Annotated in this window: 12 protein-coding genes; 8 read left to right on the top strand and 4 right to left on the bottom strand. The window is 36.9% G+C overall.

The window, feature by feature from the left end:
- Window positions 1-60: 60 nt before the first annotated feature.
- Both OO013_RS00850 and OO013_RS00845 read left to right on the top strand, forming a co-directional pair.
- Window positions 61-402, top strand: a complete 342-nt coding sequence (locus OO013_RS00850; protein WP_266054625.1) for a hypothetical protein — start codon at window positions 61-63, stop codon at window positions 400-402.
- A 105-nt stretch (window positions 403-507) separates the two neighbouring features.
- Window positions 508-1,035: a ferritin gene (locus OO013_RS00845; protein WP_266054624.1), complete on the top strand. Its 528-nt coding sequence runs from the start codon at window positions 508-510 to the stop codon at window positions 1,033-1,035.
- 71 nt (window positions 1,036-1,106) lie between these two features.
- On the opposite strand, the gene OO013_RS00840 is transcribed toward OO013_RS00845, so the two are convergent.
- The 3 genes from OO013_RS00840 to OO013_RS00830 are packed head-to-tail and all read right to left on the bottom strand — an operon-like array spanning window position 1,107 to window position 6,995.
- Window positions 1,107-3,275, bottom strand: a complete 2,169-nt coding sequence (locus OO013_RS00840) for an OmpA family protein (protein ID WP_266054623.1) — start codon at window positions 3,273-3,275, stop codon at window positions 1,107-1,109.
- A 6-nt stretch (window positions 3,276-3,281) separates the two neighbouring features.
- Window positions 3,282-4,190 carry a PorP/SprF family type IX secretion system membrane protein gene (locus OO013_RS00835; RefSeq protein WP_266054622.1) on the bottom strand — a complete coding sequence of 303 codons (909 nt, stop codon included), beginning with the start codon at window positions 4,188-4,190 and terminating at the stop codon, window positions 3,282-3,284.
- Between the two features lie 3 nt (window positions 4,191-4,193).
- Window positions 4,194-6,995 carry a cadherin domain-containing protein gene (locus OO013_RS00830; protein ID WP_266054621.1) on the bottom strand — a complete coding sequence of 934 codons (2,802 nt, stop codon included), beginning with the start codon at window positions 6,993-6,995 and terminating at the stop codon, window positions 4,194-4,196.
- 185 nt (window positions 6,996-7,180) lie between these two features.
- Between OO013_RS00830 and OO013_RS00825 the strand changes: the two genes are divergently transcribed.
- The 3 genes from OO013_RS00825 (at window position 7,181) to OO013_RS00815 (ending at window position 9,752) form a co-directional block, all read left to right on the top strand.
- A complete protein-coding gene (locus tag OO013_RS00825; RefSeq protein WP_266054620.1) occupies window positions 7,181-7,828 on the top strand; it encodes an NUDIX hydrolase in 648 nt (215 codons plus the stop codon).
- Window positions 7,829-7,831: 3 nt separating this feature from the next.
- Window positions 7,832-9,415 (top strand): DUF819 family protein, encoded by a 1,584-nt coding sequence (locus tag OO013_RS00820; RefSeq protein WP_369414875.1) that lies wholly within the window; start codon window positions 7,832-7,834, stop codon window positions 9,413-9,415.
- 76 nt (window positions 9,416-9,491) lie between these two features.
- Window positions 9,492-9,752 carry a (2Fe-2S) ferredoxin domain-containing protein gene (locus OO013_RS00815; RefSeq protein WP_266054619.1) on the top strand — a complete coding sequence of 87 codons (261 nt, stop codon included), beginning with the start codon at window positions 9,492-9,494 and terminating at the stop codon, window positions 9,750-9,752.
- 53 nt (window positions 9,753-9,805) lie between these two features.
- Here OO013_RS00815 and OO013_RS00810 read toward each other — a convergent pair whose 3' ends face one another.
- Entirely contained in the window at window positions 9,806-12,070 is a 2,265-nt protein-coding gene (locus OO013_RS00810) for an aconitate hydratase (RefSeq protein ID WP_266054618.1), read from the bottom strand.
- Window positions 12,071-12,460: 390 nt separating this feature from the next.
- On the opposite strand from OO013_RS00810, the gene OO013_RS00805 reads away from it, so the two are divergent.
- From OO013_RS00805 to OO013_RS00795, 3 genes are all read left to right on the top strand, one after another.
- Window positions 12,461-12,799: a hypothetical protein gene (locus OO013_RS00805; protein WP_266054617.1), complete on the top strand. Its 339-nt coding sequence runs from the start codon at window positions 12,461-12,463 to the stop codon at window positions 12,797-12,799.
- Window positions 12,800-12,821: 22 nt separating this feature from the next.
- Window positions 12,822-22,445: a fibronectin type III domain-containing protein gene (locus tag OO013_RS00800; RefSeq protein ID WP_266054616.1), complete on the top strand. Its 9,624-nt coding sequence runs from the start codon at window positions 12,822-12,824 to the stop codon at window positions 22,443-22,445.
- A 166-nt stretch (window positions 22,446-22,611) separates the two neighbouring features.
- The gene (locus OO013_RS00795; protein ID WP_266054615.1) at window positions 22,612-24,000 is read left to right on the top strand and encodes an ATP-binding protein; all 1,389 of its coding nucleotides are present in this window, start codon (window positions 22,612-22,614) and stop codon (window positions 23,998-24,000) included.
- The last annotated feature ends 1 nt before the right edge of the window (window position 24,001 follow it).

Here is a 24,001-nt window from a genome sequence, read left to right as displayed (position 1 = left end):
TGGCACTTTTAGTTTAAGATTTATTTGGACTTATTCTAAACAAGAGCTATTTTTGTTTCAATGAAAAATCAGGAATCACATTTGGTCTACAAAAATTGCCTCGGAAGTATTTCTCAAAATGATGAGAATTATGCTTTTGAATTATCAATTCATGATAAATCAGTGATCCTGACACCTCAACAATTTCTAAGGCTCAAGAATAAAGTGAAGAATTTTAATCTTGAGAATATGTTACTTCAGAATTCAAATCCAGTAGAAATTTTGATCGTACCTGAGAAAGATGAAATTTTCGTTTTAACATGCATCGAAATGGTTCAAATTAGAGATCTTTTCGATGGAGCAATGGTGATGTTATCGCTAAATTCAATTCTTCAGGATGCTCTAAATCCTGCTTTATTTTAAAATATCCCTGATTTAGACTTATTCTGAATTGGTTTTTTACCACTGTTTTTCAGTAACTTCTTTTTACATTTACAGTTATTAAAGTATAAATAAAATCTTATAACCATGAAAGATTTAATAAGATTGAATACATCACTGACTGAAAAAGTTGAAAGTCAGTTGAACGAACAAATAAGAATTGAGGCTGCCTCAAGTTCTCATTATCTTGCTATGGCATCCTGGTGCGAGGTTAATGGATTTGAAAACAGTGCAGAATATTTCTATAAACAATCTGATGAAGAAAGAGCTCATATGCTTAAAATATTTAAGTATGTGAATGATGTTGGAGGTCACGCAGTTTCACCAACAATAACAGAAGTCAGACAGGATTATGGAAGCTTCAAAGAAATTTTTGAGGTTGCATTAGAAAATGAAATAGCTGTTTCAAAATCTATCAATAATCTAGTAGATGTTTGCTACAAGGAAAAAGATCATAGTACAATTAATTTCTTACAGTGGTTCCTAGAAGAACAACGTGAGGAAGAATATGTAGCCAGAAGATGTCTTGAATTATTCGATGTGATAGGAGAGGAGACCCAAGGTCGTTATATGATCGATAGGGAAATTCCTAAAATCACTTACAGAGAGGAATAATAAAGAGATATTTGAAAAAAAATAAAAGCCGGTATTAGCCGGCTTTTTTATTTTCTCATCACTTTTATTTGCTAATATGTCAGCTCTGCTTCAACTCTGATGTTCATCATATATTCAGGCTCAGTACATTCGACACCATCAACACATTTATTTATAGGTTCTGATTCACCAAGACCAAATGCTTGTATTCTATCCTGATCTATATCTTTGAGAACGAGATAATTCTTAATCCCTCTTGCTCGTTCTTGTGTTAATTTCATGTTTTCGACGGCATTACCGCGGCTATCTGTGTGGACGTAAAATTTGATCTTATAAAACTTTTGAGCATTTAAGACTTTTGCAATATTATTTAATTCAGTTTTAGCATCTTCAGTCAAATTAGCTGTCCCATCTTCGAACATTATGTCATCAAAAAGTAATTTTTCGCCTGAAATGACAGGATTCATATCTACTGTATATGAAATCAATCCATAATTGAGACCGAATGATTCGATATCAATAGTTTTCTCAAAGAAACCTTCTTTAGTAACAAATAAGGAATAATCAGATCCTTCTTCCATGATGAAGTCATACATCCCATCGTCACCGGTTGTATACTCATAGAAATGGCCATTGGTCTCATCAACTAAAATTACCTTGGCACCATCTATAAAACCAGAATTTTCTTTATCTCTGATCACCCCTTGTAATAATAAAGATTCAAGGACAAGAGGTAACTTTATTAATTGATTGTCCACAAACAAGTCTGAAGTATTGACGAGGGTTTCTTCTGAAGCAAATCCTTTTCTTCTGGCCATCAATTTGTAGTTTTTATTTCTTTCTAATTGAAATCTAAACTGTCCGTTTCGACCACCAAAAAATTGTTCTAATACTTCACCAGATTCATTCATCAAAAGGATTTCGGCACCTCTGACCTTAAGGTTATTATCAAAGTCCATAATTATTCCACTTAGATGCGGAGTTGGAACAAGACTTTTATTAAAACGGAATACTTTATCTGTATCACCACTTTTAGTCGGTCGGTTAGAAGAAAAATAACCTGACCTCTGATCCGCATTAAAACTGATACCAAAGTCATCATTCTGGCTGTTTATTGGAGCACCCATGTTTTCTACTTTAACAACCTGAGTGTTGTGCACAATGGCTCTGTAAATGTCCATACCGCCAAGTCCGCCATGACCATTTCCGGAAAAATAAAGGGTTTGGTCTATTAGTAATGGAAAAAGTTCGTGCCCTTCAGTATTTACCTCATCACCCATATTTACTGGTACACTCCACTCTCCATTCCTGTAAAAGGTTATGTAGAGATCCATACCGCCTTCTCCTCCTGGTTTATCACTGGCAAATATTAAAGTGTTGCCATCTTCTGATATTGCCGGGTGACCACAGGAATAGCCATCGTTATTGAATGGTAATGCTTCAGGATTTGACCATTTATTTTTTTTCTCATTAATGAGTTCCGAATAAAAAAGCTTAAGCACACCCTGAGGCTTTTCTCTGGTTGTAACAGTACGGGTAAAAATAACCTTCTTCCCTTCATCAAAAAAGGTTATTGGCCCTTCATGATTATTTGAATTGATAGGTGAAGGAAGTTCTATTTTAATTGTCTCATTATTGAAAAATTCAATTTTAAAAAGATCATAATCAGAAACACTGCCTTTAAATGCAGGGTGACCGGTTTTATTGGAGACACCATATAATTGATCATTGTAAATATATGGTGAAAAGATATTTGAATTTTCAGGAGCAATAACTTCTTTAACACTTAAATAGGCAGTGTCTTCAAAGAAGGTGTTTAACTGGTAAATACCTTCCAATTTGTTTTTTGGTCTGCTAACCTCATCAGTATTTTTTCTGTATAAAGTATAAAAAGTACCAGCTTCAGTATATTTACCCTGGCTGCTTAGCACTTCTGCATAATATAAAAAGAAACGAGGTTGATCAAGACCACCTGACTTTAAACCTTCACCAAGCCATTTTGAAGCTTTTGAAGGCTTATTAGTTCGATAATAACATTCGCCTAATTGAAGTTTAATCACATCAGGCACATTTTTATTTTCATCTATCGCCTGATGAAAATATGGGATCGCCTTCTCGAATTGTTTGTCATCGTAATAATTCTGAGCAATATCAACGGGATTTTTCAGGTTTGTGAAAATAGACCCCTGAGCAAATGCATCTGTCGATGAAAAACAGTTTAGCGATATTATAAGTATGATAAAATATTTAATGTCGTTCATCCGGTATTAAAAGTATTTTGGAGTAACCGTAGTATTCTTATCAAAAGTAAATCTATAGCTAAGCATAAGTTCATGAGTACCTGAACTATAAATTCTCCAGTCTTTATTTGTCATGAAATCATAACTATAACCAAATTGCAATCCTTCAGTTACCTGAAGTTTAAGTAATCCTGTAAATGATTCCTGATATCTGTAGGATACTCCTGTCCATAAAACATCACGGAAAATGGCTGTAACATTCATATCAAAACCCAAGGGTGATCCCTTTGCATATTTCACAAGCAAATGTGGTTTAAGTTTAATGTCCGCATTAATATCAAATACATAACCACCGGTAACAAAAGCATGCGTAGTTAATACAGCTTCAGAACTGTCATTTGTATCATCGATATAGATCTCATTCATTTGAGGGATAGAAGCACCCAGGTAAAATTTATCAGTATAATAATATATACCAAAACCAAATGTTGGCTTCCAGCTATTTATTGTCACATTTTTGAAAGCAGGATCGGTTGAAGAAATCTCGGAATAATCCGCATCATAATTTATTACACCGGCTTGTAATCCGAATGACATGATTCCATTATCACTCGGAATACGATATGTTAATTGAGGAATAATAGCCCTGTTAGTGGTAACTCCTATTTGGTCCTGGTACAATAAACCACCGATCGCTATTTTTTGATTTTTCAATGGGCTATGAATTGATAAAGTCTGTGTCGAAGGAGCTCCTTCGACTCCAACCCATTGTTCTCTCCATAAAATTGAAGCATAAAATGCATCCTGGCTACCTGCGTAAGCAGGATTAATCGCAGCACCATTAAACATGTATTGAGAATACATAGGCATTTGCTGAGCCTGGATATTCCATCCTGCGATATTTAAAAAAATAAATATTATTAAAACCCGTTTCATTTGTTACCTTTTTAACACTAAAAATCCTTGCAAGGGTTTAGATGATCCTTCAATGTATAAGAAATAAAAATATGTCCCATCGGGAGCTCCTTCACCACCTAAGTTTAGTTCTGTATTTTGACCTTCCCACCTTACATTAAAATTGTCATAACCTGTGGCCTGATAGATCAAATTCCCCCATCGATTGTAAATTTCTACTCTATTCTGTGGAAATTCTCCGATTCCCTCGATTGTCCAGAAATCATTATTACCATCACCATTTGGTGAAAATCCTTTAGTTGGTTTTAAAGGTTTAATAACTATTTCTTCTTCTCTATAATCAAGAATGCCATTATTATTGAAGTCTGCCGGATTACAAGGATCGCTACCCGCTTCTTCTGAATCAGGGATATCATCACCATCACTATCTGTTGATAGGTAATCAGGAGTGCCATCTTCGTCAGAATCCAGTGGGTTGTTGATATCTTCACCAATTTCAATATGATCTGGTATACCATCCTCATCACTATCCATCACAATAACGGTAATTGCTAATATAGATTCAGCACAAAGACTACCATTATCACACGCTTTATAAGAAATGTAATCCGTACCACTTGAGCAGTTGTTTGCCAGATATTCAAACCCTGTGTTATTATAAGTGATAGTACCAAAGTCACTCTGAATAGAGCCAGTTGAAGATAAATTCACTGGATCATTTTCAGGGTCGCTAAGGTATTTAACTATATTGTCAGAAATCATTTCACCACCTAATACTTCATAAAATAAAGTATCTGCAGAAGGGGCTTCATTAATATTTAATACGGTAATTGTTATAGAGGTTGATCCTTCAAGGTCAGTATTATCAATTGCCCCCAATTGAAGTGTCCAGGATTGTTGTGATTCAAAATCTAAAAGAGACTGATTAGCAACATAAATCTCTCCATTATTTCTTATTCCAAAAGGAGTATCAGGGTTTGTTATAAATAACCGGAGTACGTTATTTTCTGGATCTGTGACAATAGCTGTAGTTATTAAGGTGCCATTAGGACTATTTTCCTCTACAGTTTCATCAGATGCCGAAATTGCCGGTGGTTCCGGAATATCACCAATTTTAATTGTAATTTGGGCTTCACTTCCAAGACCTTCCTCATCTACAACTCTTACAATTATTGTAAATTCAGGATTTACTTCATGATTTAAAACAGAAGCATCTCCCACAGTTAGAGTTCCATCTGCAGAAAGATTAAAATAATCAGCTCCGTCTCCTCCAATTATTTCAAATCCTGCAAAATTACCATCTGGATCTGTTGCCAATAATTCTGAAACAATAGTATTTACAGGAGAATTTTCAACTACTTCCACAAATTTACTATCTGTTGTAGGAGGTTCATTGATATCTATCACTGTCACTTTTATAGTTATGATTGCAGTGAGCCCTCTAATATCAGTTACAGTGATTTCGAGATTAAATTCCGGGGTCTCTTCAAAATTAATTGCAGATGAATTATTTACTTTGATATTACCATCCGAGTCAATTAAGAATGCATTATTAATATTTCCTCCTGTAATTTCAACAGTTTCAATATTGTTTTCCGGATCACTCAGAATTAATGTGGTCAGGAGTAAACCTGCGTCAGCGTTTTCATCAATTTCCTGATCAGTGCCAGATATTGAAGGTGGTTCATTAACATTATTTACTGTAATAGTAATTGTTCCCTGAACCTTATTGCCATTTCTATCTCTTACTTCAATGATAAGTTCGAATGTTGGATTTGTCTCGTAATCAATTGCTGCAGGATTAGTCACAGTAATTAATCCAGTGTTTTTATCAATAGTGAAAGCATTATTGATATTACCTCCAATAATTTTAAACAGGAGGTTGTCATTGTCCGGGTCTGAGGCATCAACCGTAATTACCTCTGTGCCCACCGGTGCATTTTCATCAACATTGGCATCTGTGGTGTTAATAACCGGAGGTTCACCCGCCAAAGTGAAATACTGATAGCCTGATATGCTTTGGGCTAATCCAGAATTAATATCAGTGATTCCAGAGTCATCTACATTATAAATGTCAGAGATTTCTTTATCAAAAACGCTACTTGTTGCATTAATAGCTCCAGTCCAGTTATTTCTGTTTCTGGCAATAACTGTTGTGATTTTGATATCCTGATCGGCTGATATACCAATTTCAGAAAGATCGAAGTACATATCCGTAAATACCGGAACTACACAACTTCCCGCATTTGGATTAGCCAAACTGTGCTGAAATACGTTTTCATATACATTTGTTTCCTGACCGGTTTCAAGATTAAAAATGCTTTTTAATTGTAATTGGAAACCAAAGAAAGTGTAAGTTGATATGGATATTTCTCTGTCAAAACCGGCATGGTCAGGATTTGATTCTATTAATACATGAAGAGAAACGTCATTTGAGTTTAAGTCACCGGATCTAGCTCTGAATATAACCCCGTCATCTGCAGTATTGATTGCGCTATCAGGATTTAAATAATAATAATAAAGCCCGGTTTGATCCTGACCTGTTACAAAATCATAATTCCCGCAATCGCCACCTTCGATAGCATCTCCATTAATCTCATTAGGGCCAGGAATTCCAATGAAATTCAATTCAAATTCAGATGATTCATTAGTTCCTGTAAAAGCGGAACCCGTATTCGTAATCCACCCATCACCATTAGGATCGAGTATTGCATCAATTCCTGCATCAGAAGAAGGTTGGATTATTTCACCTGGGCTTTGGGCATTAACAGCATGCTCCGTTCCTATTAAGATAACTATTGCTAGTAGAAAAATATACCTATACATATCAACAAAAAATGGCGTCTTAGAAAAAGTATCTCAGATTTCAACCTGAAAAATGCAACTAAATAACTGAAATCTAATACAATTAATTACTCAAAACAAATTCTTGTAGTAAAATAGCTGGTTTTGTCTATTTTTAAAGTTTATAAATCAAAGCAAATATAAAATGCTTATGTTAAACCTTATTTATGGAGGAGTTAAATTTTGAGAGTTTTATAGAGAAACTTGAAAGGATATTAAAAAAACCGCTGCCAGGGAGGTCTGCGCAGCTGGAAATGTCTGCCAGATTTGATGAAAATCTTGCTGAAAAATATTTTAATCCTGGCCGGGATGCTAAAATGGGCGGTGTGATGGTCTTGTTTTACCCCGAAGATGATGGAACTATTTCGCTACCATTAATGCTGAGGCCTGAGTATCCTGGGGTTCATAGTGGACAGATCAGTCTGCCTGGAGGAAAGCAAGAACCGGGGGATAAAAATTTAATTGAAACTGCGATAAGGGAAACAGAGGAAGAGATAGGTGTTAATTCTTCAGATATTAATATTTTGGGTAATTTATCTGAGCTTTTTATATTCGCAAGTAATTTTTTAGTGATACCTTCTATTGGTTATCTAGATTACAAACCAGACTTTGTCCCGGAAGAGGGAGAGGTTGAAAAGATTATTCCGTTTCCGGTTAAAAGTTTGATTGATCCGGAGACTGTAAAAACAACAAACATTCAGGCTGCAAGAGGCATCAGATTGCATGCTCCTTATTTTGATGTTGAAGGCCATATTGTCTGGGGTGCAACAGCAATGATGTTGTCTGAATTACGAACCATACTTAAGAACCTATAATTCATGAAAAATTTATTATCACTTTTATTGATTCTTTCTACTTTTTATTTCGGGTTAAGTCAGGAAAAATCTGATTTCGCATTTGAAAATACTTATGAAGAGGGAGTAGAGATAGATCTTTTACGACCTGAAAGTGCCTATTTTCTTAAGGAAGGTCCATTTTTTATCCATTTAGATGATTATATGGAAGTAGGAAAGGACAGCTTGATAATTGAAGCTTACGGGCTGGAAACCATTCCTGATAAAAATTATATAAGATTAAGTGGTTCAAGACATGAAAAAATTAAAGTGAAAATTATTTCCGGAGAGGAAACAATTGCTAAATCATTTTATTTGATCAAAAAACGACCATTAATTCAAAATGATGCTGTTGTTTTTGGTTTGTTAATGTTTATTCTCGGATTGATATTTTACACTTCCGGTAGTAAAATACCATTTTTCAAGAAATTCTATTCAGTAATTCCGGCTCTATTATTATGCTATTTTATTCCTTCTTTACTTAGCTTATTTGGAATAGTAAACGCTTCATTATCTAATGTATATTATGTGGCATCAAGGTTTATGTTACCTGCAGGGTTGGTTTTATTAACGTTAAGTATTGATTTTAAAGAGGTATTAAAACTGGGTCCGAAGGCGTTAATCATGTTTTTCACTGCGACTATAAGCATTATAATTGGAGGTCCGGTTGCTTTGTGGCTTGCATATACTTTATTTCCGGGTTTGATAGGAGAAGAGTTTTTTGATACCTTATGGCGAGGAATGTCAACAGTAGCCGGGTCATGGATTGGTGGTGGAGCCAATCAGGCTGCTATGTATGAAGTGTTTAAACCAAGTGGCCGATTGTATTCAGTTATGATTGCAGTAGATGTTTTGGTTGCCGAACTATGGATGGCGTTCTTACTTATCGGTGCGGCAAGGACACACATCTTAGATAAAAAATTGAAAGCAGATACCTCAGCCATTGATAATCTTAAAAAGAAAATGGAGGATTTTAGTCTTTCAGTAGCCAAAATTCCTTCTTTCAGAGATATGATGATCATTCTTTCTGTTGCATTTACTGCAGTGGCGATTGGTCACTTTGTTGCTGATAATCTTGCCCCATGGTTTTCAACCAACTTCCCTGATGCAAGTCGTAAAATGAGTTTGGGTTCTTCCTTTTTCTGGTTAATTATAGTGACTACTACTATTGGATTTGTATTATCTTTTACCCAGGCACGTAAATTAGAAGGTTCAGGAGCGAGTAAATTTGGGAGTATTTTCATTTACATACTGGTAGCCTCGATAGGTATGCAAATGGATGTTGGTGCAGTAGTTGAATATCCGCAATATTTTCTGATTGGACTGATCTGGATGTCTTTCCATGTCATTATTTTGTTAGTTGTGGCTAAAATAATTAAAGCCCCATTCTTTTTTGTTGCTGTAGGTAGTAAAGCAAATATTGGAGGAGCAGCATCTGCACCCGTAGTTGCAGCAGCGTTTCACCCCTCTCTAGCACCTGTAGGAGTTCTATTAGCTGTATTAGGTTATGCGTTGGGTACCTATGGAGCTTATATTTGCGCATTGTTAATGCAGGCAATTAGCGGGTAATTTGATGATGAAAGATTTAGTGAGTTTTTGCTCAAAATTCAATTAACATATTAGGTTTTATTGCGTTACATGAGTTATGAGTAAAAAAGATGCTGTAAAACATTTTGCTTTTGTATGTAACGGGAAGTCATGCAAAAAGTGTGGTAGTAAGGAATTGGAAAAGAGCTTGTCACAAGCAGCAAAGAAGCATGATCTTAAGGCGGAGTTCAAAGTAATAAAAACCAAATGCACGGGTAGGTGTAAAGAATCACCTGTTTTGATCATTAAGGATAACTGGCATGTGAAAGTAAAGCCGGATGAAGGAGAGAAGTATTTACAAAAATATATTTTAAATTAATAAAAAAAGGGATCGATTTTCGATCCCTTTTTATTTATGTACTTATTATGATTTTAAGCATTTTGCTTTTTGATAAGATTTAATGCAGAGCCCGCTTTAAACCATTCGATCTGACCTTCATTGTAAGTATGGTTAGTTACAATCGTATCAGTGCTACCATCAGCATGAGTAAGCTTTAAGGTAATTGGTTTACCAGGAGCAAAAGAATCAAGGTCAATGATGTCGATCACATCATCCTCAAGAATCTTATCGTAATCATTTTCATTTTCGAAAGTAAGACCTAGCATACCTTGCTTCTTAAGGTTTGTTTCGTGGATACGAGCAAATGATTTTACTAATACCACTCTTACACCCAGGTGACGAGGCTCCATAGCTGCGTGCTCACGAGAAGAACCCTCCCCATAGTTATGATCACCAACTACGATAGAAGGAATGCCTTCAGCCTTATAATGACGAGCTACATTTGGCACACTGTCATATTCTCCTGAAATCTGATCTTTTATACTGTCAGTTTCTTCATTAAAGAAGTTAACAGCACCGGTTAACATATTATTTGAAATGTTGTCTAGGTGACCTCTGTACCTTAACCATGGGCCAGCCATAGAAATATGGTCAGTAGTACATTTACCTTTAGCTTTAATAAGTAGCTTCATTCCAGTGATATTCTCACCATCCCATTCATCGAATGGAGATAGTAATTGTAATCTTTCGCTATCAGGATTAACAATTACTTCAACATCGCTACCGTCTTCTGCAGGTGCTTGATAACCAGCGTCCTCAACAGCAAATCCTTTAATTGGAAGCTCGATACCCTTTGGCTCAGGAAGTTTCACTTCTTCACCTGCTTCATTCTTAAGCGTATCTGTCATTGGGTTGAAAGTAAGATCACCCGCAATGGCAAATGCTGTAACTATCTCTGGAGAAGCTACAAATGAATGGGTATTCGGGTTACCATCATTCCTTTTAGCAAAGTTTCTGTTGAATGAAGTAATGATCGAGTTCTTACGCTTCGGATCATCAGTGTGTCTTGCCCACTGGCCAATACAAGGACCACAAGCATTTGCAAGAACTACACCACCCATGTTCTCGAAAGTTTTCAGGTAGCCATCTCTTTCAACAGTATATCTTACCAGCTCAGAACCAGGAGTAATTGTGAACTCAGCTTTTGCTTTAAGTCCTTTAGCTTGTGCTTCTTCAGCAACTGAAGCTGCTCTGGTAATATCCTCATAAGAAGAGTTTGTACAAGAACCGATTAATCCAACCTCAAGAGTTTCAGGCCAGTTATTTTCTTTTACTTCTTTAGCGAACTGAGACAAAGGAGTTGCCCTGTCCGGAGTAAAAGGACCATTAATATGAGGCTCAAGCTCAGAAAGATTGATCTCGATTACCTGGTCAAAATATTTTTCAGGATCAGCATAAACTTCCGCATCACCAGTTAAATGTTCTTTGATTTTATCAGCCATTTCTGCAACCTCGGCTCTTTCGGTAGATCTCAGGTATTCAGACATGCTGTTGTCATAACCGAAAGTTGAAGTTGTTGCTCCAATTTCAGCTCCCATGTTACAGATTGTACCTTTACCAGTACAAGAGAGAGACTCAGCACCTTCGCCAAAGTATTCGACAATTGCACCAGTACCGCCTTTTACAGTAAGGATTCCTGCAACCTTTAGGATGACGTCTTTTGCAGATGTCCAGCCACTAAGTTTACCAGTAAGCTTAACACCAATAAGTTTAGGGAATTTAAGTTCCCAAGGCATTCCAGCCATAACATCTACGGCATCAGCACCACCTACACCTACAGCGACCATACCAAGACCACCTGCGTTAACAGTGTGAGAGTCAGTACCGATCATCATTCCACCAGGAAAAGCATAGTTTTCAAGAACCACCTGGTGAATGATACCCGCTCCCGGTTTCCAGAAGCCTATTCCGTATTTATTTGAAACAGAACTTAAGAAGTCATAAACTTCCTTATTGTTAGATTTTGCCTTTTCAAGATCCTTGTCAGCGCCAATTTCTGCCTGGATAAGGTGATCACAGTGTACAGTTGATGGTACAGCAGCTTGCTTTTTTCCTGCTTGCATGAACTGTAACAAAGCCATCTGTGCAGTCGCATCCTGCATCGCAACTCGGTCCGGAGCAAAATCAACATACGATTTTGCACGCTCGAAATTCTCAAGCGGCTGATTGTCGTGAAGGTGACTATATAAGATCTTCTCAGTTAAAGTAAGTGGACGATTTACAAGTTGCCTGGCTTTTTCAATTTTGCCTGGCATTGACTCATAAACTGCCTTAATCATGTCAATATCAAATGCCATATTTGTACAGTCTAATTTTAGCTTAAACTAATTTGAGCCACGAAGATAAATAAAAGGAATTAATCTTTAAAGACTATTTAATGGATTAGAGATTTTAAAAGCTATTTAGAGGCTGTCTAAAGAAGAAATAATTATAAGTGTTATATATAAAGGAATTTATACACCCATTAGCGAATTAAGGTCTCTTAAAATTGTATTTTTAATTGAAAAATGGCTATAATTATCATTTAATGATGTAATTTCACGGGATAGTATATGGTTTCTCGTGCTGAATTTTCTTAAGATCAGCCTTATTTTTTAGATTAGTAAAAGAAAATTATCGATAAAAGAGGTTACAATAACGATTTAGAACCTATTTATAAATAAAGTTAAATCCGGATTTTTTTTAATATGAGAAAGGTATTCTTTTCACTATTGCTAATATTAGCGTCTTTCAACGCTTCTTTGTCATTTAACTCTAGTAATGATCCTATTGAATATAAAATAATTGATCAGGGGGATGATATTTTCTCATTAGAGATTGATTTGACTAATAAACAAGAAGGATTGAAATACCAGCTTTTTGAAGGTGAAATGCCTGATTTTGAAATTATAAAAAAGGGTATTGTCACTAATGATAAATTAATTATTAGCGATCTGGATAAAAATAAGGAGTATGTTGTGAAGTTTTTTCAAAGTGATGGAACTAGCTTTCATACCGGACTTATTCAATTTTATAACGGTCAGTAAATATTAAATTATTCATTACAGAATGAGTCAACAAAATTATATAACGAAAAATTTATTTCTGGTTTTATTCTTTATAGTATCTGCATACACAGCCAATGCACAGATATCTGTGACAGCAGTTTCTACAGACATAACTTGTAATGGTGTTGATGATGGAACAGTTACAGTTACCATCCAAAATGGGACCCCAGATTATACTTTATTTCTTTTTGATGCAGATGCATTTCCAGGTGGACTATTACAAACAGTACCTAATATTTCAACGGATACATATACTTTTACAAATCTTGAACCTAGAAAATATCAGGTATTTGTACGGGATAACAATGGTACAGGTCCTTCAGAAGGCTCTAATGAAGTCACCGTTAGTGAACCAGACCCAATAACCTTTGATGTTAATAGTTCTAATATTACTTGTAACGGAGCTAATGATGGAACTATAATCTTTGATAATGTAGCAGGGGGAAATGGTGGTTATGAATATAGTATCGATGGTGGGGCAACTTATCAAAATACAAATTCTTTTACTAGCCTGACACCAGGGTCATATGACCTTATAGTTAGAGATTTAAATAATTGCCTTTCCAATATAGAAAGTGTAACTCTATCAGAACCTGCAGCTCTTTCTATTGGCTCTGTTGATGTAGTTGACGCAACATGCTTTGGAGAACCAGGATCAATTACTATAAGTGGTGTAACAGGTGGTACCACACCTTATGAATATAGTATTGATAACGGGACAACTTTTCAATCCTCAAATGTTTTTAATCCGACAGCCGGAACGTATGATATAGTTGTTAGAGATGCAAATGGTTGTACTGTTACTGATATAGCTACAGTTTCTGAACCTGCAGAAGTCGTTATTGATCTTATTAATACAGACGACGTAGTTTGTAGCGGAGATACAAATGGAAGAATTTCTGTTGATGGAGTCTCCGGAGGAAATGGTCCTTACCGATATAGTATCGATGGAGGAACTACATTTCAGGCTTCTAAAGTTTTTAACAATTTGGCTGCTGGAATATACGACGTTGTTGCTGAGGATGATAATGGGTGTTTATCTGCAATAAACCAGGTAACTATTAATTCAACCCCTGAGGTTGTAATAGATGATATTACCAGTACTGATGTTACTTGCAACGGTAATACCGATGGTGAATTAGCAATAACTGCTTCAGGAGGAAACGGGACTTTTGAATACAGTATTGATGGTGGAGCTACTTTTCAGGCGTCCAATACTTTCTCAGGTCTTGCAGCTGGAACTTATGACGTACAAGTTCGTGACGGAAACGGATGTTTGTCTACTATTACTCAGGCTACAATCAATGAACCAGCAGAAGTAACAATCGACAATCTTACAGCAAGTGATGCACTTTGCTTTGGAGAATCAACCGGTACGATTACTGTCGATGCAGTGTCCGGCGGAAGTGGAACTTATGAATATAGCATTGATGGGGGTACAACTTTCCAGGCTTCGAATTCCTTCACAGGTTTAGCAGCCGGAACCTATGATGTTCAGGTAAGAGATTCAAATGGTTGTTTATCAGCTATTTCAAATATTATAATTGATCAACCAACAGCATTGGCAATTGGTTCGATCGATGCAACTGATGCAACATGTAATGGAGCATCGGATGGAACAATCACTATAAATAATGTAACTGGTGGCACTGCTCCTTATGAATACAGCATTGATAATGGAGCAACATTCCAGACAACAAATAGCTTCGCAGGAATAAGCGCAGGGACTTATAATGTAATTGTTCAAGATGCGAATGGATGTACTATCAGTGGTAATGCAACTGTAAATGAACCAGTTGCAGTCTCTATAGATGCGGTTTCTTCTACAGACGAAACTTGTAATGGAGCTTCTGACGGAACCATTACTATAGATGCAGTAAGTGGAGGAGCCGGAGCACCTTATGAATATAGCATTGATGGTGGGGCAACTTTCCAGACTTCAAATTCATTTTCTGGATTAGCAGCAGGAACTTATGATGTAATTGCCAGAGATGGAAATAATTGTGAATCTGCAGTTAACCAGGTGACAATCAATGCAGCCACTGAGGTTTTAATTGACAATATTGGAACAACAGATGTTACCTGCAACGGTAATACCGATGGTGAATTAGCAATAACTGCTTCAGGAGGAAACGGAACTTTTGAATACAGTATTGATGGTGGAGCTACTTTCCAGGCGTCCAATACTTTCTCAGGTCTTGCAGCTGGAACTTATGACGTACAAGTTCGTGACGGAAACGGATGTTTGTCTACTATTACTCAGGCTACAATCAATGAACCAGCAGAAGTAACAATCGACAATCTTACAGCAAGTGATGCACTTTGCTTTGGAGAATCAACCGGTACGATTACTGTCGATGCAGTGTCCGGCGGAAGTGGAACTTATGAATATAGCATTGATGGGGGTACAACTTTCCAGGCTTCGAATTCCTTCACAGGTTTAGCAGCCGGAACCTATGATGTTCAGGTAAGAGATTCAAATGGTTGTTTATCAGCTATTTCAAATATTATAATTGATCAACCAACAGCATTGGCAATTGGTTCGATCGATGCAACTGATGCAACATGTAATGGAGCATCGGATGGAACAATCACTATAAATAATGTAACTGGTGGCACTGCTCCTTATGAATACAGCATTGATAATGGAGCAACATTCCAGACAACAAATAGCTTCGCAGGAATAAGCGCAGGGACTTATAATGTAATTGTTCAAGATGCGAATGGATGTACTATCAGTGGTAATGCAACTGTAAATGAACCAGTTGCAGTCTCTATAGATGCGGTTTCTTCTACAGACGAAACTTGTAATGGAGCTTCTGACGGAACCATTACTATAGATGCAGTAAGTGGAGGAGCCGGAGCACCTTATGAATATAGCATTGATGGTGGGGCAACTTTCCAGACTTCAAATTCATTTTCTGGATTAGCAGCAGGAACTTATGATGTAATTGCCAGAGATGGAAATAATTGTGAATCTGCAGTTAACCAGGTGACGATAAATGCTGCTCCATCAGTAATAATTGATAATGTTGATGTTACAAATATAACTTGTAATGGAAATTCCGATGGTGAGTTAGTAATAACTGCTTCAGGAGGAAACGGTGCTTTTGAATATAGTATTGATGGTGGTGCCACTTTCCAGGCATCCAATACTTATACCGGTCTCGTAGCTGGAACTTACGATATAGTTGTTAGAGATGGCAATGGTTGTTTAGCAACAGTTCAAGCAAATGTTAGTGAACCAGCACCATTGGTTATTGATAATATTAGCTCTATAGATGCAGGATGTACAACTGGTAATGAAGGAGAAATAACTATCTCTGCATCAGGAGGTACACTTGATTATGAATACAGTATAGATAATGGATCGACATTCCAGAACTCGAATAATTTCACAGGTCTGTCAGCAGGAACTTATGATATTGTAGTTCGTGATGCCAACGGATGTACAGTCTCTTCAACAGCTACAATAAATCCGGGAGCAAATATCACTGTAGATAATATTATTCTCACGGATGAATCCTGTGAAGGAAATGCAGATGGAAGTATCGAATTACAAAATATAAATGGAGGTACGCCACCATATCGATTTAGTGTTGATGGAGGAAATAGTTACCCATATGATAATTCATTAATTGATGATTTACCAGCAGGAAATTATTCATTATTTGTATTAGACGCTAGTGGGTGTTTTGTTGATCTGGGTAATCAGGTTATAAATACCACGCCTAGAGTTACCCCGTCAATTACGATTTCCGCGGATCAAAATCCTGCTTGTACCGGAACAACTATTACATTTATTGCCTCAACATCAGATTCAGGTGTTGACCCTGAAGTTGCATGGTTCGTAAATGGCAGTGAAGTTCAGGCAGATAATTCAGGAATCTACGTAGGTTCATCTTTAAATGATGGCGACCTGGTTTCTGCTGAAGTAAGAATAACCGACCCGACATTTACTTGTGTTACTACAAATACATCCACATCAAATGATATTACTGTTGACTATCAGGATAACCTGGTGGCATCAGTTGATATAATTTCTGATCCAAATCCAGCTTGTGCCGGAGATTTGATAACATTTACAGCTGTTCCTTCTAATGGTGGAACAAATCCATCATATGAATGGTATGTAAATGGAACCCTTCAGTCAGGGGAGACCTCTGAAATATTTACTTCATCGACATTAAATGATAGCGATGTTGTCGAGGTAATTATGACAGCTGATCCAACATTTACCTGTGTAAGTGGAAGTCCGGCTAATTCTACAGAAACTGTTAATATTTCTCCAACTGAAAATCTCACTGTAGATATTACGGCAGATCAAAACTTAATTTGTGAGGATGGATCGATTACTTTCACTTCAACCATTAACGGTGGTGGAACAAATCCTTCTTACCAATGGCAAGTTGATGGCAATGCAGTTGCCGGAGAAACTAACGATACATTTGTTTTATCCGGACTTGCTCCTGGAACTTATGATGTTTCTTTAGAAGTGATTAGTAGTAATCCATGTGCAACGGGTAGTCCGGCTACCTCAACACCGGTTGCTATAACAATAGAACCTAATCTTATTTCTGATATTTCCATTTCAGTGGATCAAAATCCAGCCTGTATAGGTGATGATGTTACTTTTACAGCAAATGTAACTAACGGAGGAACTAACCCTGGAATTCAGTGGAGAGTAAATGGTACTGATATAGCAGGTGAAAACGGTCTGACTTTCGTAACGAACTCTCTAAATGATGGTGATGTAGTAACAGCATTCCTGACTGTAGATCCAACAGCAAATTGTATCACACCGGCAACAGTTGAGTCCAACTCAATTCCAATGTCAATAGGTACTGATTTTAATCCGACTGTTTCAATAACTCCGGATCAAAATCCAATTTGTTCAGGAAATGATGTTTTATTTACTTCAACAGTTAATGCAGTAGGACCTAATCCTACTTACCAATGGCAAATAGATGGAGTTGATCAGGCAGGAGAAAATGGAGACACTTTTGTTGCTTCAGGCCTGACTGATGGTCAGGAAGTTTCATTAACAGTAACAGTTGATCCTTCTTTTACCTGTGCAACTACAACTGAAGCATCTGATGCAGTAATAATTAATGTATCAACATCAATTGATCCATCAGTTACTCTAACAAGTTCGAATAATCCGGCATGTCCAGGAGAAGATATAATATTTGAAGCTCAGCCAACAAATGGAGGAGCTAACCGAACATATGAATGGTTTATAGATGGCAATTTAATTGCGGGTGAAAACACAGAATCTTTAACAGTTAATACGACTACCTTAAATGGTGGAGAAGTTGTTTCTGTTGAGATGACTGTTGACCCATCATTAACTTGTGCCACAACAACTACAGTTTCTGATAATCAAACTATACAATTAAATACACCAACTCCGGTTGGAATAAGTATTACAGCTGATCAAAATCCGGTATGTGATGGAGAGCCAATTACATTTACTGCTACTCTTAGCAATGCAGGAGGAAACCCATCGATTAGCTGGCTGGTAGATAATGTAGTTGTTTCGGGAGAAACCGGATTAACTTATTCAGCTGTTTTAGCAGATGGTCAACTAGTGAAAGCAGTTGTTGATGCAGATCCTGCATTAACTTGTGTAACCAATAACCCTGCTGAATCAAATGAAATAACTGTTAATACAACTAACAACATTAATCCTGATGTTCAGATATCAGCTGACCAAAATCCAGTATGTATAAATGATGTAGTGACATTTACATCTTCAGTAACCAATGCAGGTACTAATCCAACATATGAATGGTATGTAAACGGAACCTTAGTAGCAGGTTTAAATTCAGATACCTATGCTACTGATACCTTATCAGATGGAGATGTAATAAGACTGGATGTAACTGCTGATCCATCATTTACCTGTGCAGCAGCAAATCCTGTTCAATCAAATGAAATAACATTAAATGTTGTTGATCAGTTAACAGCATTTGTGGCGATACAACTTGATCAAAATCCTTCTTGTACTAATGATGATGTAACATTTAGTGTTGCCCTCAGCATAGGCTCAGGAATAAACCCAACTTATGAATGGTTTATAAATGGAAATCCGACAGGTGAGTTTGGAGAAACTTTTACTACCAGTTCGGTTGTAACTGGTGATGAAGTTTATGTCCAAATGACATCAGATCCGTCGGCTAGTTGTGTACAGGGAAGTCCAGCAACGTCAAATACCATTCAGATTCAAAGAGTATCTGAATTGACAATGGATGTTACTATTAATGCAGACAGAACACAGGTATGTGATGGTGAAGAAGTTAATTTTACCTCTCAGACACAAAATGCCGGAGCAAATCCATCATATCAATGGTTGATTAATGGTAATGTAGTAGATGGGGCTATTTCAGCAACATTCACGACCACTACTTTAAGCGATGGAGATGAGGTAAGCCTGATTGTAACTGCAGATCCAGCATTAAGTTGTGTAACTAATTCACCATTTGAGTCAAGTGGAATAATAATTAATGTAGGTGGTCAGGCACCCGTAGCAGTTGATGTTAATGCTTCGGAAACAGCAATTTGTTCTGGTACAGTAGTTTCTTTTACAGCTAATGCTTCTAATGCCGGACAGAATCCATCTTACCAATGGATAATAAATGGTGTAGATGTTTCTGGAGAGACTTCTTCGACATTCTCGACTAGTACTTTAACAGATGGAGATGTGGTTTCCGTTAGAGTTATAGCAGATCCAACTTTAACTTGTGCGGTAGGAAGTCCAGCAGAATCTGCTGGTATTGCAATTCAGGTTGATGATGCGGCACCTACGGCACCTGTTCTTGATCCGGTTACTGATGCAATCTGTGAATCTATTACGGTTAGCTGGAATAGTGTCACCTCTGCATCTTCATACGAATTAGATATTTCTACGGATAACTTTACAACCTTTATTCCTGGTTATGACGGTTTTTCAACTGATCAGACTACTGAGGTTATTAACGGTCTTACACCTGGCACGAATTACCAGGTAAGAGTAAGAGCAGTAAATGGTTGTGGGATTTCTGGAGATAGCAATATTGAATCAGCAACTCCTTCAAATGAAGGACCACAAGCACCTTCAAATATTCAGGCTTCAACAATTGATTGTGATGCATTTACATTGATATGGGATGCAGCAGTCGGAGCATCAGGTTATTTTGTAGATATCGCAACTGATGCTGGCTTCACTACAAAGATTGTAGACAATGCTGATGTTGGTAATAGCCTTAGCTATGATGTTGTTGGTTTAACTCAGAATTCTGAATATTTTGTCCGTGTAGCTGGCTATAATACATGTGCCACAGGTCAATATTCAACTGTAGCTTCTATAACAACAATTGGAACGCCATCTGCACCTGCAATCTCATCATCAAATGAATTGTGTGACAGATACACCGTTAACTGGAATGCTGTACCATCAGCAACTTCATATGTTATCGACGTTGCTTTTGATGCAGGATTTAATACTATACTTCCTAATTACAATAGTAGAGACATTGGAAATGTAAACACTTTTGAAGTAACAGGTATTCCTGCTGAGACTACATTATTTACGAGAGTAAGAGCAATAAACAATTGTGCCACAAGTATAAATTCTAATGTGGTTCAATCGACTACACTTGCTGCAGATGATCCGGCATGTACCGGTGGGGGCACAGGCGAATGTGCCACAGTACAGATTACCCCTGAACCAACAGCTGCAACATGTTCAAATTCTGATGGTGGGGTATTCTTTGATATTGTTCCGGAAACTCCGGCAAATAATGTTGTAGGAGTAATTATTGACATTACCGGACCAGCTGAAAGAACTAATTTTAATGATTTCACCTTTGACGGACTTCCTCAGGGAATCTATGATTATACTGTAGTATATGGTGATTCTTCTTGTATTAAGACAGGTCAATTTACAATAGACCGATCGGGCACAATTGGTGAGCCGGTAGTAACGCAAGTTCAAAACTCAACTTGTGTAGGTAGTCCTTCAGGGTCGGCGAGGGTAACATTCCCTGATGAACCTAATGGAGATGTATTACAATGGTCTGTTGATGGAGTTAACTGGAATTCATTTATCAATGGAGACGTGATCACAGGGTTACCTGCAGGAGCTGAACCATCAAATGAATTGGTAATCAGTTTTAGAAGAAGTGAAAATGATGCCTGTTTTGCAGGAACAACAATAATTATTGGAAATGAGTATGAAGACTATGATGCCGATGTAACAGTGCTTGAAGAAGCAACTTGTAATACAAATGATGGTGCTGTTGAAATCTCCAATATAACCGGGGGTACAGGAAGCTATGAATATCAACTGGATGGAACTCCGGTTGCATTCCCTGCTGATGGAATATTTGATGGATTAACAGGAGGTACTCATGAATTATTGATTATTGATACTGGAGTAGATTGCAGTAAAGCTATTCAATTCTTTGTTCCAAGTCCTGGTTTAGTTGCATTTACATCAAATGCAAGTAATCCTACTTGTGCAGGAGATGGTAGAAACGGAGCAATTGAAATTCAGATAGATCCTTCATTCCTTCCGGGAACTTATGAGATAGCAATAGCTGAACAGCCTGGTGTTGATACTGGTTTTGTATCAGTCCCATCCAATGGAAGATTTGTATTCTCTAATTTGGATCAGGGTACTTATTATGTCGCTGTAAAAGGTATTGATGCCGATGCTTGTCCAAATGAGCAGGTAATTACTATTTCAGGAGGCCCATTAGCGGTTGATTTTACACCACAAGTGATCTGTCAGGATAATCAACAGTTATTGTTGCTTACTGACATTCAGGGTGAAATTGGTGTAGATTTTAAATTGCAGATTAGAGATTTAGCTGGTGGACCAGGTAGCTATAACAGAACTTTTGATATTGCATATAGTGATATTTCAGGAGGAAATTATTTACTCGATGATACTGATGTTTTTGATTTCTTATTAATTGAGGATTTTTATTCAGCACAATTAACTCAAACGCAATCTAATTGTCCTTCGGGATCTGATGTAAATAGTGAAGTCAAAGAATTTATCATTAATCAACCAATATCATTCGTAATCGATAATTATGAAGTGTCATTCCCAGACAGACCAACTGGTTCTTTCCGAGTGACAGATATTATTGGTGGAACTCCTGGATATGAAGTTTCTATAGAACTCATAGAACCAGCTAGTGACCCTAGTCATGCAGTATTTATTGACTGGATGGATGTTCCAAGAAATCCTAATTCATTAAAGTATGAGATTACTTTTGATGAATTATATGCCGGTAATTATTTAGTATCGGTTAGAGATGCAGGAGGTTGTGTAATAACAAAAGATCCAAGCGAGGTAGAAGTGCCTGAAGATCAAAGTATCTTTATACCAAACGTATTTACACCGAATAATGATGGCTTTAATGATACCTTCTATATCAGAAATCTTCCGGATAATTCCAGATTAGTAATCACGAACAGATACGGACGTACAGTTTATGAAACTGATGATTACGATAATGAAGATGGATTTGATGGTGGTGATGAGCCTGATGGTGTTTACTACTACTACCTCGAAGTTCCGGGTGGTGATTCATTCTCAGGATGGGTTGAAATTTGGAAAGGTCCAACTGACTGATAAATTGATAAAAATATATCGAAAATATAAAGCCGGATTTTTTATCCGGCTTTTTTATTATTAGAGTTTGGTTGAAAACGCAGTATATTGTATTATTGGGATCAATTCGAGAAAATCTTTCAACCTTTGATCGAATTCATTTTTTCAACCATAATAATATTTTTATATGCTGGATACCCTTAAGAAAACCAGTGAAAAAAAATCTGTTAGTAAAATTACCGGCAATTCAATAGAATTCGAATCTTTGGCCACGAATATTTCTGCTTTTAGCAAAGTAGAATCCTGGGTTAAAAAAGTAATGTATTCTCGACTGGATGAGATTAAAAATAATTCTTCACCTAAAGAATTTAAAGATTTAAGCGATATACCACAGGTGCCTGAAAATTCTTCTTGGTCACAACTGGTCGAAGAATTTGATACTTCAATTGCCGAGTTATTCATGGTCTCCGTAGTTTTTACCTCACAGTTCCAGCCTTTTTCATTATTACCGTTATGGTCTAATGAAAAATTGAATTACTGGGCCGGGGGAGGGAAGGAAAAGGATCAAACAACTATTTCCCCAACGATAAGAACTATTTTATTTTTACTCGCTGGATTTGATAGCGTAAAAAGAGCCTTGTATTTAAATCAGTTAATAGATAGCAGACTGATAAAAGAACAGGTACTGCATGTAAACAGAGCAGAGACAGAGACTTTTGAGAATGGAATACTCAGGGTTAGCGATGAACATTATTGTTCTCTGATGACCGGGAAAAAGCCTGTTATCCAGGTTTCCGCTGACTTCCCGGCAACATTGTTGACAACCAATAAAAGTTTTTCCGATCTGGTATTAAAAGAGAACACCAAAGAACAGCTTAATTCCTTAATTAATTATGTTAAGTACAGCAATGAATTGTATGAGGATGCAGACTTTGCTAAAAAGGTTAAGAGAGGCTATGTAGCAATGTTATATGGACCTCCGGGTACAGGTAAAACACTCACAGCTTCTGTTCTGGGTAAGGAACTGGATACACCAGTATATGCAGTAGACTTGTCGAGAGTAGTTTCAAAATATATAGGTGAGACAGAGAAAAATCTGGAAAAGATTTTTGACCGACTGGAATCTAAAGAATGCATATTGTTTTTTGATGAGGCAGATGCCCTTTTTGGTAAAAGAACTGAAGTGAAAGATGCTAAAGATCGGTATGCTAACCAGGAGGTAGCTTATCTTTTACAGCGTATTGAGAAATTTCCAGGTCTGGTTTTATTAGCCAGCAACTTTAATCAGAATCTTGATATTGCCTTTAGAAGACGAATTCTTACTTCCATTTTTATATCTCCTCCGGGAAAAGAAGAAAGACAATATTTATGGAATCAAAGTATCCCTTCCGGGTTTCAATTTGAGGAGAATCACGGCCCTGAATATCTTGCGGAAACTTATCAACTCACTGGGGCTAATATTAGTAATATTATTAAGCTGGCCTGTCTGGAAGCTAAAAGCAATGGTTCTGATATTCTTTCTTTAAATATTTTATCCAAGTACGTTAAGGCAGAACAAGCAAAGGAAAGAAATTAAT

The organism is Mangrovivirga halotolerans (genome assembly GCF_026241165.1).
Taxonomy (GTDB): domain Bacteria; phylum Bacteroidota; class Bacteroidia; order Cytophagales; family Cyclobacteriaceae; genus Mangrovivirga; species Mangrovivirga halotolerans.
Note: the sequence above shows the minus strand (reverse complement) of the source record. Positions and strands in the feature narration are given on the sequence as shown.

What these genes read in the sequence shown, in the direction of transcription:
- OO013_RS00850 (WP_266054625.1), top strand. Translation starts at nt 61, where the DNA reads ATGAAAAATCAGGAATCACATTTGGTCTACAAAAATTGCCTCGGAAGT.
- OO013_RS00845 (WP_266054624.1), top strand. Translation starts at nt 508, where the DNA reads ATGAAAGATTTAATAAGATTGAATACATCACTGACTGAAAAAGTTGAA.
- OO013_RS00840 (WP_266054623.1), bottom strand. Translation starts at nt 3,275, where the DNA reads ATGAACGACATTAAATATTTTATCATACTTATAATATCGCTAAACTGT.
- OO013_RS00835 (WP_266054622.1), bottom strand. Translation starts at nt 4,190, where the DNA reads ATGAAACGGGTTTTAATAATATTTATTTTTTTAAATATCGCAGGATGG.
- OO013_RS00830 (WP_266054621.1), bottom strand. Translation starts at nt 6,995, where the DNA reads ATGTATAGGTATATTTTTCTACTAGCAATAGTTATCTTAATAGGAACG.
- OO013_RS00825 (WP_266054620.1), top strand. Translation starts at nt 7,181, where the DNA reads ATGGAGGAGTTAAATTTTGAGAGTTTTATAGAGAAACTTGAAAGGATA.
- OO013_RS00820 (WP_369414875.1), top strand. Translation starts at nt 7,832, where the DNA reads ATGAAAAATTTATTATCACTTTTATTGATTCTTTCTACTTTTTATTTC.
- OO013_RS00815 (WP_266054619.1), top strand. Translation starts at nt 9,492, where the DNA reads ATGAGTAAAAAAGATGCTGTAAAACATTTTGCTTTTGTATGTAACGGG.
- OO013_RS00810 (WP_266054618.1), bottom strand. Translation starts at nt 12,070, where the DNA reads ATGGCATTTGATATTGACATGATTAAGGCAGTTTATGAGTCAATGCCA.
- OO013_RS00805 (WP_266054617.1), top strand. Translation starts at nt 12,461, where the DNA reads ATGAGAAAGGTATTCTTTTCACTATTGCTAATATTAGCGTCTTTCAAC.
- OO013_RS00800 (WP_266054616.1), top strand. Translation starts at nt 12,822, where the DNA reads ATGAGTCAACAAAATTATATAACGAAAAATTTATTTCTGGTTTTATTC.
- OO013_RS00795 (WP_266054615.1), top strand. Translation starts at nt 22,612, where the DNA reads ATGCTGGATACCCTTAAGAAAACCAGTGAAAAAAAATCTGTTAGTAAA.